This window comes from Mesorhizobium robiniae, assembly GCF_040545535.1.
GTDB lineage: Bacteria > Pseudomonadota > Alphaproteobacteria > Rhizobiales > Rhizobiaceae > Mesorhizobium > Mesorhizobium robiniae.
This window is the reverse complement of record NZ_JBEPMC010000003.1, coordinates 459,870-476,349: the sequence shown is the minus strand read 5'-3', so window position 1 is coordinate 476,349 and position 16,480 is coordinate 459,870. Positions and strand designations below refer to the sequence as shown.

General features: G+C 60.5%; 14 protein-coding genes. 9 read left to right on the top strand and 5 right to left on the bottom strand.

The window, feature by feature from the left end:
* Positions 1-268 precede the first annotated feature (268 nt).
* The 6 genes from ABID19_RS10435 (at position 269) to ABID19_RS10410 (ending at position 7,785) form a co-directional block, all read left to right on the top strand.
* Positions 269-1,693, top strand: coding sequence for a pyridoxal-phosphate dependent enzyme (locus ABID19_RS10435; protein ID WP_354490219.1), 1,425 nt, complete (start codon positions 269-271; stop codon positions 1,691-1,693).
* A complete protein-coding gene (locus tag ABID19_RS10430) occupies positions 1,690-2,871 on the top strand; it encodes a trans-sulfuration enzyme family protein (RefSeq protein WP_354490218.1) in 1,182 nt (393 codons plus the stop codon). Before ABID19_RS10435 ends, ABID19_RS10430 begins: the two co-directional genes overlap by 4 nt.
* A gap of 298 nt (positions 2,872-3,169) precedes the next feature.
* Positions 3,170-4,147: a GlxA family transcriptional regulator gene (locus ABID19_RS10425; RefSeq protein WP_354490217.1), complete on the top strand. Its 978-nt coding sequence runs from the start codon at positions 3,170-3,172 to the stop codon at positions 4,145-4,147.
* A gap of 294 nt (positions 4,148-4,441) precedes the next feature.
* Positions 4,442-5,746, top strand: a complete 1,305-nt coding sequence (locus ABID19_RS10420; RefSeq protein ID WP_354490215.1) for a M24 family metallopeptidase — start codon at positions 4,442-4,444, stop codon at positions 5,744-5,746.
* Positions 5,747-6,101: 355 nt separating this feature from the next.
* Positions 6,102-6,782, top strand: coding sequence for an isochorismatase family protein (locus ABID19_RS10415; protein WP_354490213.1), 681 nt, complete (start codon positions 6,102-6,104; stop codon positions 6,780-6,782).
* A 25-nt stretch (positions 6,783-6,807) separates the two neighbouring features.
* Complete coding sequence (locus ABID19_RS10410; protein WP_354490211.1) at positions 6,808-7,785, top strand: alpha/beta hydrolase; 978 nt, start codon at positions 6,808-6,810, stop codon at positions 7,783-7,785.
* A 21-nt stretch (positions 7,786-7,806) separates the two neighbouring features.
* On the opposite strand, the gene msrA is transcribed toward ABID19_RS10410, so the two are convergent.
* The 3 genes from msrA to ABID19_RS10395 all read right to left on the bottom strand — a co-directional run bounded on the left by msrA (position 7,807) and on the right by ABID19_RS10395 (position 10,307).
* Complete coding sequence (msrA, locus tag ABID19_RS10405; RefSeq protein ID WP_435528713.1) at positions 7,807-8,499, bottom strand: peptide-methionine (S)-S-oxide reductase MsrA; 693 nt, start codon at positions 8,497-8,499, stop codon at positions 7,807-7,809.
* A gap of 201 nt (positions 8,500-8,700) precedes the next feature.
* Entirely contained in the window at positions 8,701-8,991 is a 291-nt protein-coding gene (locus ABID19_RS10400) for a pentapeptide MXKDX repeat protein (RefSeq protein WP_292624703.1), read from the bottom strand.
* A 245-nt stretch (positions 8,992-9,236) separates the two neighbouring features.
* Positions 9,237-10,307: a TadE/TadG family type IV pilus assembly protein gene (locus ABID19_RS10395; RefSeq protein ID WP_354490207.1), complete on the bottom strand. Its 1,071-nt coding sequence runs from the start codon at positions 10,305-10,307 to the stop codon at positions 9,237-9,239.
* Between the two features lie 212 nt (positions 10,308-10,519).
* On the opposite strand from ABID19_RS10395, the gene lepA reads away from it, so the two are divergent.
* Positions 10,520-12,325 (top strand): translation elongation factor 4, encoded by a 1,806-nt coding sequence (lepA, locus tag ABID19_RS10390; protein ID WP_354490205.1) that lies wholly within the window; start codon positions 10,520-10,522, stop codon positions 12,323-12,325.
* An 8-nt stretch (positions 12,326-12,333) separates the two neighbouring features.
* On the opposite strand, the gene ABID19_RS10385 is transcribed toward lepA, so the two are convergent.
* Positions 12,334-14,037: a DGQHR domain-containing protein gene (locus tag ABID19_RS10385; RefSeq protein WP_354490203.1), complete on the bottom strand. Its 1,704-nt coding sequence runs from the start codon at positions 14,035-14,037 to the stop codon at positions 12,334-12,336.
* A complete protein-coding gene (locus tag ABID19_RS10380; protein ID WP_354490201.1) occupies positions 14,000-15,001 on the bottom strand; it encodes a DNA-methyltransferase in 1,002 nt (333 codons plus the stop codon). The genes ABID19_RS10385 and ABID19_RS10380 overlap by 38 nt, the downstream gene beginning before the upstream one ends.
* 331 nt (positions 15,002-15,332) lie before the next feature.
* On the opposite strand from ABID19_RS10380, the gene ABID19_RS10375 reads away from it, so the two are divergent.
* Both ABID19_RS10375 and ABID19_RS10370 read left to right on the top strand, forming a co-directional pair.
* Positions 15,333-15,959: a CDGSH iron-sulfur domain-containing protein gene (locus ABID19_RS10375; RefSeq protein WP_354490199.1), complete on the top strand. Its 627-nt coding sequence runs from the start codon at positions 15,333-15,335 to the stop codon at positions 15,957-15,959.
* A gap of 130 nt (positions 15,960-16,089) precedes the next feature.
* Positions 16,090-16,461, top strand: coding sequence for an endonuclease domain-containing protein (locus ABID19_RS10370; RefSeq protein WP_354490198.1), 372 nt, complete (start codon positions 16,090-16,092; stop codon positions 16,459-16,461).
* Positions 16,462-16,480: the final 19 nt, after the last annotated feature.

Below are 16,480 nucleotides of genomic sequence, written 5' to 3'. Positions count from 1 at the left end.
AATCTCCAGCGTTGAAGAAAAGGTGAGACGTTGAAACTGCCGATCTCCCCCCTTGAGGGGGAGATGTCCGGCAGGACAGAGGGGGGCGCTGTCCCGCCGCCATGCAGCGATTAGCTTGACGGTGCGGTTGTGGCCACAAACTGGAATCCCATTCCTCGTCTGGCCAATGGATTAGCACGATCTATCTTCTTTCCGACTGCAAACGGCTGGAAAAGACGATAGGCTGCCAGCCTGCCCAAGGCGGTCGCTTGACCATGGAGCATCTGATATGAGCAAGCACAAGATCGTGGCACGGGACGATGAACTGTCCCGCCTGCGTCCGCCCTATGCATCGGTTCTTGACCTGATCGGGCAGACGCCGGTCGTCGAGCTGACCAAATTCGACATCGGCAAATGCCGGCTGTTCATCAAGCTCGAAAGCCAGAATCCCGGCGGCTCGATCAAGGACCGCATTGCGCTGTCGATGATCGCCGCCGCCGAAAAACAGGGCAGACTGAAGCACGGCGGCACCATCGTCGAGGCCACCGCCGGCAATACCGGTCTCGGCCTCGCCCAGGTCGGCATCCCCAAGGGCTACCGCATCATCCTCGTCGTGCCCGACAAGATGTCGCGCGAGAAAATCCAGCATCTGCGCGCGCTCGGCGCCGAAGTGCGCATGACCCGTTCCGATGTCGGCAAGGGCCATGCCGAATACTATCAGGACATGGCGGAGAAGATCGCCGCCGAGCTGCCCGGCGCCTTCTATGCCAACCAGTTCGCCAACCCGGCCAATCCGCTGGCCCACGAAACCACGACCGGCCCGGAAATCTTTCAACAGCTTGATGGCGATGTTGACGCGGTGGTCGTCGGCGTCGGCTCGGGCGGCACGCTTACCGGTCTTGGCCGCTATTTCGCTCAAGTCTCGCCGAAGACCGAAATGATTCTCGCCGATCCTGTCGGCTCGGTGCTGGCGCCGTTGATCAAGACCGGCAAGATGGAAGAGGCCGGAAGCTGGACCGTGGAGGGCATCGGCGAGGATTTCGTCCCGCCCAATGCCGATCTGTCGCTGGTCAAGAAGGCCTATTCGATCACCGACAAGCAGAGCATGCTGGCCGTCCGCGACCTGTTGTCAAAAGAAGGCATCCTCGCCGGCTCGTCCTCGGGAACGCTGCTTTCGACCGCCCTTCGCTATTGCCGCGAGCAGACCGTGCCGAAACGGGTGGTCACCTTCGTCTGCGACAGCGGCAACAAATATCTGTCGAAGGTGTTCGACGACTTCTGGCTGGCCGAGCAGGGCCTTGCCGAGCAGGAGCAGCATGGCGACCTGCGCGATCTGGTGATGCGCTCGCATCGCACCGGCGACACCGTGTATGTCGGCCCTGACGAAAGCCTGCTCAACGCCTATGGCCGCATGCGCCGCTCTGACGTTTCGCAACTGCCGGTGCTCGACGATGGCAAACTGGTCGGCATCATCGACGAAAGCGATATCCTCGCCCAGGTCGAAGGCCCCTATGACAGCCGCTGGGACCGTTTCAAGGCCCCGGTCCGTACCGCGATGACCTCTACCCTCCACACGCTGCAGGCCAGCCAGACGCTGGACGCGCTGCTGCCGGTGTTCGACCGCAACGAAGTCGCCATCGTCTTCGACGGCGACGAGTTCATCGGCCTGATAACCCGCATCGACCTGATCAACCATCTGAGGCGCGCCCGATGACCATCAAAGCAACCGTATCGGGCAGGAACCGTCTTGCCTTCTCGACGCGCACGATCCATGGCGGCCAGAGCCACGACCCGACGACCGGCGCGGTGATGGTGCCGATCTATGCGACCTCGACCTATGGCCAGCAGAGCCCGGGCGTGCACAAGGGTTTTGAATATGCCCGCAGCCAGAACCCGACCCGCTTCGCCTTCGAGCGCGCGGTAGCCGACCTAGAAAGCGGAACCAATGCCTTCGCCTTCGCTTCGGGGCTGGCGGCGATCGCCACCATTTTCGAGCTGCTCGATTCCGGCGCGCATGTCGTCGCCACCGACGACATCTATGGCGGCACCTTCCGGCTGCTGGAACGGGTGCGCAAGCGCTCGGCCAACCTTCAGGTCGACTTCGTCGACTTCACCAATCTTGCCGCGGTCGAGGCGGCGATCCGCCCGGAAACCAAGATGCTCTGGGTGGAGACGCCGACCAACCCGCTGCTGCGTGTCGTCGATCTCGAGGCGGTCGCGGCACTGGCCAGGCGCAAAGGTGTGCTCTCGGTTGCCGATAACACCTTCTGCAGCCCCTTTCTGCAGCGGCCGCTGGAGCTCGGCATCGACATATCGGTCCATTCGACGACCAAGTATCTCAACGGCCATTCCGACATGGTCGGCGGCGTCGCCGTGGTCGGCGACAACAAGGACCTGGCGGACCGGCTAAAGTTCCTGCAGAACGCCATCGGCGCCATTTCAGGGCCGTTCGACAGTTTTCTGGCGCTGCGCGGCCTCAAGACGCTGGCGCTCAGGATGGAGCGCCATTCGTCGAACGGCCAGAAGATCGCGCATTGGCTGGAAAGCCGCCCCGACATCCGCCGCGTCATCTATCCCGGTCTCCCCAGCCACCCGCAGCACGCAATCGCCAGGCGGCAGATGCATGCCTTCGGCGGCATGATCACGGTCGAGCTCGACCGCGACCTCGCCGGCACCAAACGCTTCCTCGAACACACGCAACTGTTCACCCTAGCCGAAAGCCTCGGCGGCGTCGAAAGCCTGATTGAGCACCCCGCGCTGATGACGCATGGCTCGATCCCGGCGCAAAAGCGCGCCGAGATCGGGATTTCCGATTCGCTGGTGCGGCTGTCGGCGGGGATCGAGGATGGTGACGATCTGATTGCGGATCTGGATCAGGCGTTGGGGGGCTAGAAGGCGCCAATTGACTGTCGAAGCTGGCGCCGCCCCTCATCGCCTGCCGGGCACTTCTCCCCGTATAGTGACGGGGAGAAGGAGCTGGCCGCGGCCGCGGCGCGATCCTTGCGACGCTGGCGATTGGCGAAACCGGCGATGAGAGTGCCCCTCTCCCCGTCACTATACGGGGAGAGGATGCCGGCAGGCAGGTGAGGGGCGGCGCAGACGCCTCCCGACATGGATCCGCCACCACTCGGTTGACCCAGGCCGCATCTGCCTGAATTGTAGCGACCCGATCCTCCTGGCCCCGGAAGCTATGAACAACCGACAACGCAACCAACCGACGGCAAGCGACGCCCCGCTCACCTTTGCAGTCCTCGTCTTCCCCGGCTTTCCGATGATGGCGTTCAGCTCGGTGATCGAGCCGTTGCGCGCTGCCAACGTGTTGGCCAAGAAGGAATGCTACCGCTGGATCATCGTCGGCGCTGCCGAAGGGCCGGTCGAGGCCTCGAACGGCGTCGTCATTCAGCCTGGCTTTTTCGCCGGTGATGCACCGAAGGTCGACCGTATCGTCGTCTGCTCGGGCGGCGATGCCGACCATCTCGTCGCCGAGGACGCGGTGAGCTGGATCCGCAAAAGCCTGCGCGGCGGCGCCCATATCGGCGCGGTGGCGGATGCGGCGTTCTTCCTCGCCCGCGCCGGCCTGCTCGACGGCCATGCCTGCACCTTGCACTGGACCAGCCAGGCGGCCTTCACCGAGGCGTTCCCGGACATTGAGCTGAGGCGCGATCTCTACGTCATCGACCGCAAGCGCTTCACCTCGGCCGGCGGCGTCGGCAGCCTCGACATGATGCTGGAGATCATCACATCGGACTATGGCGCCGAACTTGCGGCCGGCGTCGCCGAATGGTTCGTGCACAGCCCGCTGCGCTCCAGCGTCGACCGCAAGCTGATGCCGCTGCGCCTGCGCACCGGCGTCCAGAACGAGCTGGTGCTGTCGGCCATCGCCATCATGGAGGACGCAGTGGAGGAGCGACTCGGCATGGCGGCGCTGGCGGAAAAGCTCGGTGTTTCCTCAGACAAGCTCGAACGAAACTTCCGCTCCGAGCTCAGCATCTCGCCCAACGGCTATTACCGACGCCTGCGGCTGAAGCGCGCCGCCGATCTCTTGGCGCATTCGACGCTGATGGTGCGCGACGTGGCGCTCGCCTGCGGCTTCGCCTCGATGTCGAGCTTCGCCCGGGCATTTCGGGAGGAGCATGGGCATGCGCCGAAGGTGGCGCGCAGGCATTAGGTCTTTTCGGATGTTGGCGGGACAGCGCCCCCCTCTGCCCTACCGGGCATCTCCCCCTCAAGGGGGGAGATTGGCAGCTTCGATGCTCCGCTCTTCTTGCGACGGTGGAAATTTACGAAAGCGGCGATGACGGCCGATCTCCCCCCTTGAGGGGGAGATGTCCGGCAGGACAGAGGGGGGCGCCGTAGAGCGCCACGTAACGGCCCCACGCGGCATCTGGCACAACACCTGCGGGATTCCGCACAGCCTCTTCGCGGCGCGCAGCTATGTTCAGGGCCTTCCAGGAGGCATCCTATGAGCATCGTCGTTTTCGACCCCGACAGCACCGAAGACGTGGACTTCAAGGACCGCATGCGCCACCCCGCGACGGCCGACCCTGCCGGCGGCATGTGGCTGTCCGATACCGAGCCGTCCTTTATCGACGCGGATGCACTTCGCAAAGGCCGGCTGGCCAAGCTGCGCGCCTGGATGCGCGAGGCCGGCTATGGCGGCGTCGTACTGTTCGATCCCTACAACCAGCGCTACGCCACCGGCTCGCGCAACATGTTCGGCTATTTCCTGCGCAACTCGACGCGCTACTTCTTCATCCCGACCGTTGGGCCGATTGTGCTGTTCGAGTACCCGCAGAGCTACCATGTCTCCATGGTGCTCGACACGATCGACGAGGCGCGCCCGTCCAAGCTGGTGTGGTCTTCGGTGTCGGGCCGTGACGACGAAACCGCAGGTCCATTCGCCGACGAGATGGCCGAATTGCTCAAGGCCCATGGCGGCGGCTCAATGAAGCTCGGCCTCGACCGCTGCGGCCATCTGCAGGCGCTGGCGCTGGAAAAGCGCGGCTGCGAGGTCCGGGATTGCCAGGGCGAGATCCTGGCGGTGCGCGCGGTCAAGACGCCGGAGGAAGTAAAATGCCTGCAGGTGTCGATGGCCGGCGCCGAGGCCGCTGTCTACGCGGTGCGCGAGGCGATCAAGCCCGGTGTTTCCGAAAACGATCTGTTCGCCATCATGTATCACGAGGTGATCCGCCAGGGCGGCGAGTTCATCGAAACGCGGCTGCTGACCTCGGGCCAGCGCACCAACCCGTGGTTCAACGAAGCGAGCGGCCGCAAGATCAGGCCGGGCGAACTTTTGGCGCTGGATACCGATACGATCGGCTGCTACGGCTACTATTCGGACTTCTCGCGCACCTTCCGCTGCGGGCCGGGCAAGCCGACGGATTATCAGAAATCGCTCTACCGCATGGCGCACGACCAGGTTCAGCACAACATCTCGATCGTCAAGCCGGGCATGGCGTTCCGCGAGATCGCCGAAAAGGCCTGGAAGATCCCGGACCGTTTCGTCGACCAGCGCTATACCTCTGTCATGCACGGCGTCGGCATGCATGGCGAGACGCCGTTCATCGCACACGCCATGGACTACGAGACCTATGGCCGCGACGGACACATCGTGCCCGGCATGGTGGTCAGCGTCGAAAGCTATATCGGCGAGAAAGGCGGACGCGAGGGTGTCAAGCTCGAGGACGAGATCCTGGTCACCGAAACCGGCACCGAGCTTTTGTCGCGCTTTCCCTACGAGGACGATTTCCTGGAGAAACAAGTTTGACGCTCGTTCCCTCGCGCAGAAGTTTTGATAGCCGGACGCGTTTGACCGGTCGCATGCTTTGGCGACTGTCGCAAACACCCTTCGCTTCGTCATCCTGGGGCGGAGCAAGGAGCGCAGCGACGCGGCGCAGACCCCAGGATCCATGCCGTGACTTCAGAGCGCTGCTGCGGTGCGGAATTCTGTTCTGCCGCACTCCTCGGCAGCCGTCACGGCATGGATCCCAGGGTCTCCGCGACGGAGCTGCGCTCCTGCTTCGCCCTGGGATGACGAAGTTTGGGAGGCTTCGGTCAATCCCCAACGTTTGCGGTAGCCCACCGAAAGGAACAGCGTTGGCCGGGAAGCCAGGTGCGGTCGCATGAAGCGCCCGATCTCGATCGAGCCCGGCACGACGGCCGCGGTCTTCGTCGACCTCCAGGAGGAGCATCGGCAGGACAAGCGCTATCTGGTCGAGGGTTTTGGCGACATTCTCGCTAACGTCCAGCGCCTGCAGGCAACGGCGCGGGCCAACGATGTGCTGCTCTACCATTCGGCCTATATCGTCGATCTCACCAGGGAGGCGCGGCGGTTCCATCCGGTCGATGCCAATGGCAGGTCGGCTTTCTCCGACAAGGACGATCCGCTGACGGCGATCTGTCCGGAAGTGGCCCCCGTCGCCGGCGAGATGATGCTGGTCAAGACCGAGGCCAGCGCCTTCGGTGCGGGTCCTGCCGCCGGCCGGCTCAAGGCCAGAGGGATCGAGTGGCTGATCGTTGCCGGCGTGTGGACCGAGGCCTGCATCGACGCCACCGTCAGGGATGCGGTAGCGCTCGGCTTTCGCGTGCTCTTGGTCAAGGATGCCTGCGGCAGCGGCAGCACGGCGATGCATCAGACCGCCATCCTCAACCTTGCCAACCGGCTCTATGGCGGCGCCGTGACCACGACCGAAGGCGCTTGCCGATTGGTGGCAGGCGAGACGGTCGATGCATGGCAGGTCGTGGGCTCGGTGCCTTTGCGCTTTACCTATGAAAACGCGGCCCAGCTCTACGACGAGCTCTGACTTCCAGCGGATTTGGTGGGACGCGATGGCGATGGTCAGCGATGCCGCAAAGCCCGAGACAGCAAAGCGCGGAAAATATGCGACGCTGCTCGACCCGGCGCTGTGGACCTATATCGACCGGGTCAACGCATGGTATCCGCCCGGCACGGACCTGCCGGTCGACAAGCTGCGGTCGGTCTATGACGCGATGTGCCGGGCATTCCACGCAGGCACTCCCGCAGGCGTCGAAGCCAGCGACGGCGCGGTTGCCGCCGACGATCATGCGATCCCGATCCGGCACTACCAGATGGCGGGCAGGGCGCCGCAGGCGATGGTCGTCTATTATCACGGCGGCGGCTTCGTGCTCGGCGGGCTCGACAGCCATGACGACATCTGCGCCGAGATCTGCGCCGGCACCGGCTTTGCCGTGCTGTCCGTCGACTACCGGCTGGCGCCCGAACATCTGCATCCGGCCGCTTTCGACGATGCGCTGGCGGTGTTCGAATGGGCGGCTGACACAGCTGGCCTGCCGATCGTGCTGTGCGGCGAAAGCGCCGGCGGCAATCTTGCCGCCGCAGTCGCGCATGCGGCGCGCCGCCATCCTCGCCCTGCAATCGGCCAGGTGCTGATCTATCCCGAGTTGGGCGGAGACGAAAGCGCCGGCTCCTATGTCGAACACGCCGAAGCGCCGCTGCTGACGCTCAGCGACATCGAATTCTACCGCCAGGTCCGCTCCGGCAAGGCACAGTCACCGGACGACCCGACCTTCTCACCGCTGCGCGACGCCGACTTCTCCGGCCTGCCGCCGACTGTCGTCATATCAGCGCAATGCGATCCGCTGTCGTCGGACGGCGAAGCCTATCGCGACCGCATCCTTGCCGCCGGCGGCCGCGCCTGGTGGCACGAGGAACCGCGCCTCGTGCACAGTTTCCTGCGCGCCCGCAAGACCGTGCCACGGGCCGGCGAAGCCTTTTCGCGCATCGTCGCCGCCATCGCCACGCTCGGCAAGGGCGAGTGGCTGTAGTGAGCCTGTTCCGCCTCGCACTCAGCTCTTGTTGGCGGCCATCACCAGCACCGGCTTGTCGCTGTAGAGATCCGGAAAGAGCTTCTTCAAATTCTCGACCTTGGGCAGGTCATTGTAGACGATGTAGGGATAGGTCGGGTTCAGCGTCAAAAAGTCCTGGTGATAGTCTTCGGCCGGATAGAACGGTTTTCCGCTCTCCAGCGTGGTCACGATCGGCTCTGGAAACACCTTGGCCTTGTCGAGCTGGGCGATGTAGCTCTCGGCGATCTTTTTCTGGGCGTCGCTTTCGGCAAAGATCGTCGACCGGTATTGGGGGCCGCGGTCCGGACCCTGGTAGTTCAGCTGTGTCGGGTTGTGCGCGACCGAGAAATACACCTGCAGCAGCTGGCCGTAGGTCACCTCTGATGGCTCGTAGGTGATCTCGACGGCTTCGGCATGGCCGGTCCGGCCGGTGCCGACCGTCTCGTAGACGGCGGTGTCCTTGTCGCCGCCGGCATAGCCGGAGACGGCGCTGGTCACGCCTTTGACGTGCTGGAACACGCCTTGCACGCCCCAGAAGCAACCGCCGGCGAAGACCGCTTTTTCGGTGCCGGCGGCGGGCTTCTCGTCCATCGCCGGCGGCGGGATCACCACCGCCGCCTCGGCCGAGATTGCCGGCGTCTGCCACAAGGCGGCGCCCGTCGCCGCGAGCATCATCGCCGCAAGCGCACTCATGACGAAGCGCGTCGACCGCCTCGCAACCGGTTCTCGAATGCCATTCATGTCTGATCTCCCATGACGGTGTTGAGACTATAGAACATTTGGGTCCGCCAGCGTCTCACATTGCCGTGCATATGGGCCGTGAGTGCTGCGCCGGCGCAGGGTTGCCCGCGCCGGGCCGCCAAGACTGGACAGGGATTGCCGAGGCTGACAGATCTACTTGGCCGTGCCCATTGCGTCGCAGGCCTTCGTTGCCTCGTCCTTCTTCATCGCGTCGGTTTCCATGGCTGCCTTGTCCATGCAGTCCTTCATCTTTTCGGCGGCCATCGGATCGGCCGGCTTCATCGCGTCGGTAGCCATGGCATCGGCGGGCTTCATGGCGTCCGTAGCCATCGGGTCGGCGGGTTTCATCGCATCCTCGGCGCGGGCGATGCCACCGGCGAAAAGCGCCGTCGAGCAAAGCGCGAAGGCAAGCGCCGGCAGCGTCAGGCGGGTGAAGTCGGTCATGGTGGTCTCCTCTGGGTTGGTGGCGCGCCGGAAATGGCGATCCCATCAGCTCTTCGCCGGGGCCGGAGACTTCGTTACAGGCCTCACCGCTTCGTGATCGTTCTTTGCTTTCTTACCAGGGCGGGGAATGCAAGTGGCGCCGCCTTCGCACGCCCTGAAATGACGTCACCCGTTGCCACAAGCAAAAACACCGCCCGGCGGAAGCCGAGCGGTGTTGTCGGTGCGACGCGAAACCTGCCGGTGGCCTATTGCGTAAGCACTGTTTCCGAAGGCCGCTGATTAAAACCGCACTTGCCGGTCACGGTGTAGAAGAAGTCGGCGTTCTCGACAGGTGCCGGCACGGCCGATCCGCCGTCTTCCCAGGCCTGCTTGCTGGGTTGGCCGCACGGCACGGCGGTGAATATGTCCACCGTCTCGCCTTTTGCGACTTCGACGCTGTCGATGTACAACCGGTCCGACGTCTTCGAATCATTGGACTTGAGCACGGCTGGCTGACGCGGCCTTGCCGTGGAGGCCGATGGCACGTCCATCTGCAAATACAGCGTATCCATCTGGCTGACATCGATCACCGCGCCGGGTCCGTCCGCGGGGGTCATAGTGTTGGTGCAGGTGGTCACGTATTTCTTGCCATTTTTGTCAGTCTGTTTGATCGCGCCGGACGGCAAGTTGGAGAAGTTGTCCACCTTGCCGGTCTTGCATTCCTGCTTCTGGACCTGCGTCTCCGTCGTTCCGTTGACCGTGTACACGGTGGCCGTGCCGTAGCCTTTCGGATCGCCATGATTGTTGTACGTGTAGGTGATCTTCATCAGCGGATTGGCGTTCTTCTCGCCGAATTTCGTGCCATAGAGCGTCATTGTCTTGCCCCAGTAGCCCGACACCAGGTCCACCTTGAACGTGGCCTCCAGCAGCGCCGGCCTCTTGCGCACCGCCGAGGCAACCCCGACCTGCACCGTTGGGATACGGGCGATCTGCATGAAATTGGTCGGCATGGCAAAACGGGCCGAAGCATTGATGGTGGCGGTGCCGTCGGCGGCGACGGCGAAGCCGTCGAGCTTGGCGGCGCCTTGCCCGCTATTGGCGGCGAATGACTCCTGCAGCTTCACCTGACGGTCCGCCAATGACGTGTCCGTCGGCAGCGTCGTGATCGACAGGGTCGCGGCATCGAGCGCGTTCTGCATCGATGCCCTGGTCGTAACGGCCGAGTTGTAGTCGAGCGAAAAGCCTAGTGTGGCAATCATCGGGATAAGTGCGATGGCGAGTATCGGCGCGAAGGAGCCGCTCCCGGAATCGAGAAAATGGCGTCCGGCTTGCAACATGTCCTGGTTCCCCCAAACGGTGACGGGGTGTGCCCTATCACGCAGGGCGCGAACTATGCTCTAACGGGATGGATCAAAGTTTAACGACTTTGCTCCCGCGGCCGGCAGGACAAGCGCTTCAGACCAATGCTGGCGTCCAATGCATGCGCAGCGACTGGCCGCACGCCCCGCCGCTTGCCCGGGCAAGCCGCCCCTGCTAAAGCCGCCCCATCATGACAACGCCGATCAAGAACATCCGCAATTTCTCCATCGTCGCCCATATCGACCATGGCAAATCCACGCTTGCCGACCGGCTGATCCAGTCCACCGGCGGGCTGGAGCTGCGCGACATGAAGGAGCAGGTGCTGGACTCGATGGATATCGAGCGCGAGCGCGGCATCACCATCAAGGCGCAGACCGTCAGGTTGAAATACCGCGCCAGCAATGGCGAGGACTATATCCTTAACCTGATCGACACGCCCGGACATGTCGACTTCGCCTACGAAGTGTCGCGGTCGTTGGCCGCCTGCGAGGGCTCGCTGCTGGTCGTCGACGCCTCGCAAGGCGTCGAGGCGCAGACGCTGGCCAATGTCTACCAGGCCATCGACAACAACCACGAGATCGTCGTGGTGCTGAACAAGGTCGACCTGCCGGCGGCCGAGCCCGAGCGCATCCGCGAGCAGGTCGAGGAGGTGATCGGCATCGACGCCTCCAACGCCGTGCTGATCTCGGCCAAGACAGGCCTCGGCATTCCCGACGTGCTCGAAGCCATCGTCAACGATTTGCCGCCGCCGCGCGAGGGCGATATCGCTGCCCCGCTGAAGGCGATGCTGGTCGACAGCTGGTACGACGCCTATCTCGGCGTCATCGTGCTGGTCCGCATCATCGACGGCGTGCTGAAGAAGGGCCAGACCATCCGCATGATGGGCACCGGCGCCAAGTATCTGGTCGAGCGCACCGGCGTCTTCACCCCCGCCCGCATCAATGTCGACGAGCTCGGCCCCGGCGAGTTCGGCTTCTTCACCGGCTCGATCAAGGAAGTGGCCGACACCCGCGTCGGCGACACCATCACCGAAGACAAGCGCCAGACGGCACAGGCCCTGCCCGGCTTCAAGCCGGCGCAGCCGGTGGTGTTCTGCGGCCTGTTTCCGGTCGACGCCGCCGATTTCGAGGATCTGCGCGCCGCGGTCGGCAAACTGCGCCTCAACGACGCTTCTTTCTCGTTTGAAATGGAAACAAGTGCGGCGCTCGGCTTCGGCTATCGCTGCGGCTTCCTTGGCCTGCTTCATCTGGAAATTATCCAGGAGCGGCTGGAGCGCGAGTTCAACCTCGACCTCATCGCCACCGCGCCCTCGGTCGTCTACCGGCTGCTGTTGAACGACGGCACGACCAAGGAATTGCACAACCCGGCCGACATGCCCGACGTGGTCAAGATCCGGGCCATCGAGGAGCCTTGGATCCGCGCCACCGTCCTGACGCCGGACGAGTATCTCGGCGGCATCCTAAAACTCTGCCAGGACCGGCGCGGCATCCAGGCCGATCTGTCCTATGTCGGCAAGCGCGCCATGCTGACCTACGATCTTCCGCTCAACGAAGTCGTCTTCGACTTCTATGATCGCCTAAAATCGATCTCCAAGGGCTACGCCTCCTTCGACTATCATTTGACCGACTACAAGGAAGGCGACCTGGTGAAGATGTCGATCCTGGTCAATGAGGAGCCGGTCGACGCGCTGTCGATGCTGGTCCACCGCACGGCGGCGGAAAAGCGCGGCCGGCTGATGTGCGAGAAGCTGAAGGAGCTGATCCCGAACCATCTGTTCAAGATTCCGATCCAGGCCGCTATCGGCGGCAAGGTTATCGCCCGCGAGACCATCTCGGCGCTGCGCAAGGACGTCACGGCCAAGTGCTACGGCGGCGACGTCTCGCGCAAGCGCAAGCTGCTCGACAAGCAGAAAGAGGGCAAGAAGCGGATGCGCCAGTTCGGCAAGGTGGATATCCCGCAGGAGGCTTTTATCCAGGCGCTGAAGATGGGCGATTAAACAGCGTTCTATCCAAAGTGTTTATCATATATCTTAAGGGCGAGCTGTTTATATTGACTTGAATGATATTGTTTAAAAGGAAATTTGCTTAGATCTGTCAATTTTGACTTGTAGTAATCGAAAGTACCTGTCTTCTTATTTTCTATAAGAATCCGAAGGCATATCAGGAAGCTATTGATCACCGTCGTGTTCAGCATGCGCCCATCGACAGATTTGTCAGTCGTCCACTTATCCTTTGGCAAAGACGATCTCGCTGCAGATAGAAACATGTCTATCTGAGAGATACAAAAAGAAACGTATGCGCTAAGCATATCGTAGTTATTTTCGGGGATCATTTTTTCTTTATCAGCTTGATTCCACAAGAAGAAAAGCGAGTCCGTTCCGGAGGGTTTAACGAGAGGCTTTAACGCATAGCTCACAATCGAAGTGGTTTTGAGCTTGTCCTTGTCAAAGAAATAGCGCTCAATCTGTGAAGATAGCGGTCCGCCACTCTGGTCCAGTGCCTCCAGCACTCTTGTGGCAATAGATTCGGCCGAGAAGGGTTCCAAGATAGCTGCGATAGCTTGCCTGAGACTTGATTTAGCATTTGTCTGCGTGGAGTTTATTTCGAGAAAAAGCTTAGCCTCGAACTTCTCCTTCTCGTCGGCATTCGCGGTATTCGGGTATATGATCCCTGTTACCAATAAATTTTGCTTATTACGCAGCTTGGCGATCTCTGGATCATCAGTAACAGAGTCGTGATAGGCATAAGTTCGATGTTGGCCATCTATAATGCCGATTGAGTTAATCCGATCAGGAATTTGAACTATCACTGGTTCGGTTTTATTTATGACGGCATGGTCTGCCGTTTTTCCATTGCTGTCCGTTATGTGACAGTCGTGAGGCAACGTGACGATGATGTTATTGACGAACACTCTCCTGTGCGTTTTCAAGTATTTTCGCGTAGAATCAATTTTCGTTTTGGATATCATCCTCTGATAGAGGTTATACGATCCGCGCCATCCTCCATTGCGTAGCACATAGGCACAACGCAATAAGACACGAGGGGCTGCGTAAAAGGAAACTACCTTATAACCCTTGCTGAAATTCGAACTAGATTCGGGCAGCAGTGAGCCAGGGTAACTCTCGGTCTTTTTGCCTACACCGATTTTTCCACCTTGACCTATGTCCTGTTCCTTAAGTCCTAGAAAATCTAGAAGTTCAGGCGCAGCCGACTTTCGAATGCAGTCAGAGAGATTTTTGAAGTACCGCAGGTCAGGATAGTCTAGATAGGTCGGGTTTGGGACGTTCTGTTTCAGCAACGGGTCAATTTCGTTAAGCGAGCAATATACCACAACCACCTTGACCTCAGACGCATCGTAACTGGCAAGTAATTTCTGTGTTAAATCGGCGCTTAAAGCGGAATAGAAATTTACAAAATTCTCATGCGAGGCGTCGATTTTATCATAAATGATCTTCTTGGGTTTTAGATGTGCAGATATATTCGCGGCTGTGGTGTATTCCAAGCAAATCAGGATGTTTTCAAATACGCATACGTCGTCGAAATCCGTCTTTTGGCCTTCATAGGTAAACTCTTTGTCTGAGAGGTCCGACACGCGAGCGAAGCCACTTTTGACAAAGACGCTGCGAACCATCTTACGATGGTCGGCTTTTGTCTTTTTTGCCTTGATTTCGTCAGGTGTCAGTTTTGGTTTTGGTTTTGCCTTCTTCATTTACCCCTCCCGAAGAAGTCGTTCGCTCCAACCACTCTTTAGGAGGTGTCGCGACCTTCTCGCCTTTTTTCGGCAGTCTGATTGACTTGCCGGCCGGTCGCAATTCGAGATCCCCGGTCTCGTACCTGAGAATACGGTCTTGGGCGATCTGAACATACTGATCGCTTTGTTCAATCCCGATCCCTACACGGCCGTGTTTAATAGCTGCAATGACGCTGGTCCCCGCACCAACGAAGGGATCCAGAACTTTGTCTCCGTGATCAGTCAGGGCAAGCACGCAACGTTCTGCGAGTTCGCTAGGAAACTGGCAGGGATGGAGAGTCTTCTCGGGATGGTTGGCTTTCACGTTTGGTATATTCCAAACTGGGTTATGGAGAAACGCATCCTCCGGCGAGAATTCCCAAAAATCTGAAGGATTTTTGCCAAGTGGGTTGCCGCTCGGTTGATTAGCCTTTTCCGGCCGCTTATTTCCATGCCTTTTGCCTGGATACAACTGCGGAACCCTTACAGGGTCGAGGTGAAATTTATATCTTTCTGACTTGGAGAACCAAAGCAGCGTTTCGTATCGACCGGAAAAGCGTTGATTTGCATGAAGGCCAAAATTAAAGTGCCATATTATACGGTTTCTTAGCTGAAATCCTTCGTCAATAAACATCTTGTAAAAGAAGAGATCCAGAGGGAAAACCTGACCGTTATTAACATAGTTGCCAACTTGCCAGCATACACTTCCATCGTCTCTAATTTTTTGGCATACCTTTTTTACCACAGGTTTAAGCCACTCGACATACTCTTCAAGAGAGCGACGCTTATCCTTCTCGTACTCCTTCCCTATATTGTAAGGCGGAGAAGTGACAACCAGCTGAAACGAGTTATCCTCTAATTCGTCCAATTTCGTCAGTGCATCACCATGGGTGATCGACGAGAGCCGTTGAGCGTCGCTGAAGGCAAAAATTCTCTGGTTCATGCGTAATTCCAACGACGAATCGGTTGGAGCAAAATGACACAAAGCAAATCAGGAGGCTACTTCAGTTGTTCCTATCTAACTTGCTTATAAACCATCCAGATGGGCGCTCGTTGTGGCCGCCGTCAGCTCTCGACTCCTCTCTGCTTTCCGCCGTCTGCTATGTTCCGGCCGAATCGACAATGGCAACAGCGGCGGCGAAACCGAGGAGATTGATCTGGTGCCGTAGCGAGGCGCTCCCCTTCTCCTCTTGTGGGAGAAGGCAAGAGCCGCACTGCCAGCTTGACGCCGTGCTGACCTCCGCCATAGCGTAGTCCGACAGGAGACCCCACCCATGGCAGGCACGGTCGAAGGCGAAAAAATCGATGTCGGCTTTTCCGGCCGGCGCTGCATCCATTCGCGCAACTGCGTGCTTGGCGATCCGCATGTCTTCGTGCCCAACGCGCCTGGCCAGTGGATCCATCCCGAGGCGGCCAGCGTCGAGAAGATCGTGGCGATTGCCGAAAGCTGCCCGTCGGGCGCCATCAGCTATGTCAGGAAGGATGGCGGCCCGCAGGAAAAGCCACCGGTGGTCAACACCGTGCGCATCCGCGAAAACGGCCCGCTAGCGCTGCATGCCGAAATCGTGCTCGGCGGCGAAACGTTTTATCGCGCCACGCTCTGCCGCTGCGGCGCTTCGGAGAACAAGCCGTTCTGCGACGGCAGCCACAACAAATCAGGCTTTGCCGCCACCGGCGAGCCGGCGCTGAAGGACACGCCGGCGCTGGAGGCTCGGAATGGCCCGCTGACGGTGACGCCGACGACCAACGGCCCGCTCAAGCTCGAGGGCAATCTCGAAATCGTCACCGGCACCGGCCACACGGTCGACCGCACGCAACGCACCTTCCTCTGCCGCTGCGGCCATTCCGCTAACAAGCCGTTCTGCGATGGTAGCCACAAGCGGGAGGGGTTTGTCGGGTAGGCGGCCAAGCTGCCAATCTCCCCCCTCGTGGGGGAGATGTCCGGTCCACCCTCCGCAGCTGCAGCGCAGCTGCTGCGGAGGACGGGCAGGACAGAGGGGGGCGCCGAAGAGCGCTAATTTCAGCAGCACAATGCCTCACACGCCATTGCCGCCAAAACATCGCGCAAACGCCAGATCGATGCGCAAGGTCATGACACCAGCCGAGTTGAAGCTCTGGAACGAGCTTCGCGCGCACCGATTGATGGGGCTTGGCTTCCGCCGACAATTTCCGATCGCCGGCTATATCGTCGACTTCGCTTGCCCGGAAAAGAAACTGATCGTCGAGGTCGACGGCTCCCAGCATGCGCAAGGCGATGCTGTTGTGGGCGACGCGGCAAGGACACTACGTCTGGAGCAGGATGGCTGGACCGTCCTGCGCTTCTGGAATGACGACATCATCCACGACATCGACAATGTCTGCCAGCATATTGTGATTGCGGCTGGGCTTGGAAGCGCGTCCTGAATAAAGCGGCGGAAGGAAC

Excerpts from the sequence above, each read along its gene's own strand:
- ABID19_RS10385 (WP_354490203.1), bottom strand. The coding sequence starts at position 14,037 with ATGAAGAAGGCAAAACCAAAACCAAAACTGACACCTGACGAAATCAAG.
- ABID19_RS10420 (WP_354490215.1), top strand. The coding sequence starts at position 4,442 with ATGAGCATCGTCGTTTTCGACCCCGACAGCACCGAAGACGTGGACTTC.
- ABID19_RS10415 (WP_354490213.1), top strand. The coding sequence starts at position 6,102 with ATGAAGCGCCCGATCTCGATCGAGCCCGGCACGACGGCCGCGGTCTTC.
- ABID19_RS10410 (WP_354490211.1), top strand. The coding sequence starts at position 6,808 with ATGGCGATGGTCAGCGATGCCGCAAAGCCCGAGACAGCAAAGCGCGGA.
- lepA (WP_354490205.1), top strand. The coding sequence starts at position 10,520 with ATGACAACGCCGATCAAGAACATCCGCAATTTCTCCATCGTCGCCCAT.
- ABID19_RS10400 (WP_292624703.1), bottom strand. The coding sequence starts at position 8,991 with ATGACCGACTTCACCCGCCTGACGCTGCCGGCGCTTGCCTTCGCGCTT.
- msrA (WP_435528713.1), bottom strand. The coding sequence starts at position 8,499 with ATGAGTGCGCTTGCGGCGATGATGCTCGCGGCGACGGGCGCCGCCTTG.
- ABID19_RS10375 (WP_354490199.1), top strand. The coding sequence starts at position 15,333 with ATGGCAGGCACGGTCGAAGGCGAAAAAATCGATGTCGGCTTTTCCGGC.
- ABID19_RS10380 (WP_354490201.1), bottom strand. The coding sequence starts at position 15,001 with ATGAACCAGAGAATTTTTGCCTTCAGCGACGCTCAACGGCTCTCGTCG.
- ABID19_RS10395 (WP_354490207.1), bottom strand. The coding sequence starts at position 10,307 with ATGTTGCAAGCCGGACGCCATTTTCTCGATTCCGGGAGCGGCTCCTTC.
- ABID19_RS10430 (WP_354490218.1), top strand. The coding sequence starts at position 1,690 with ATGACCATCAAAGCAACCGTATCGGGCAGGAACCGTCTTGCCTTCTCG.
- ABID19_RS10435 (WP_354490219.1), top strand. The coding sequence starts at position 269 with ATGAGCAAGCACAAGATCGTGGCACGGGACGATGAACTGTCCCGCCTG.
- ABID19_RS10370 (WP_354490198.1), top strand. The coding sequence starts at position 16,090 with ATGCCTCACACGCCATTGCCGCCAAAACATCGCGCAAACGCCAGATCG.
- ABID19_RS10425 (WP_354490217.1), top strand. The coding sequence starts at position 3,170 with ATGAACAACCGACAACGCAACCAACCGACGGCAAGCGACGCCCCGCTC.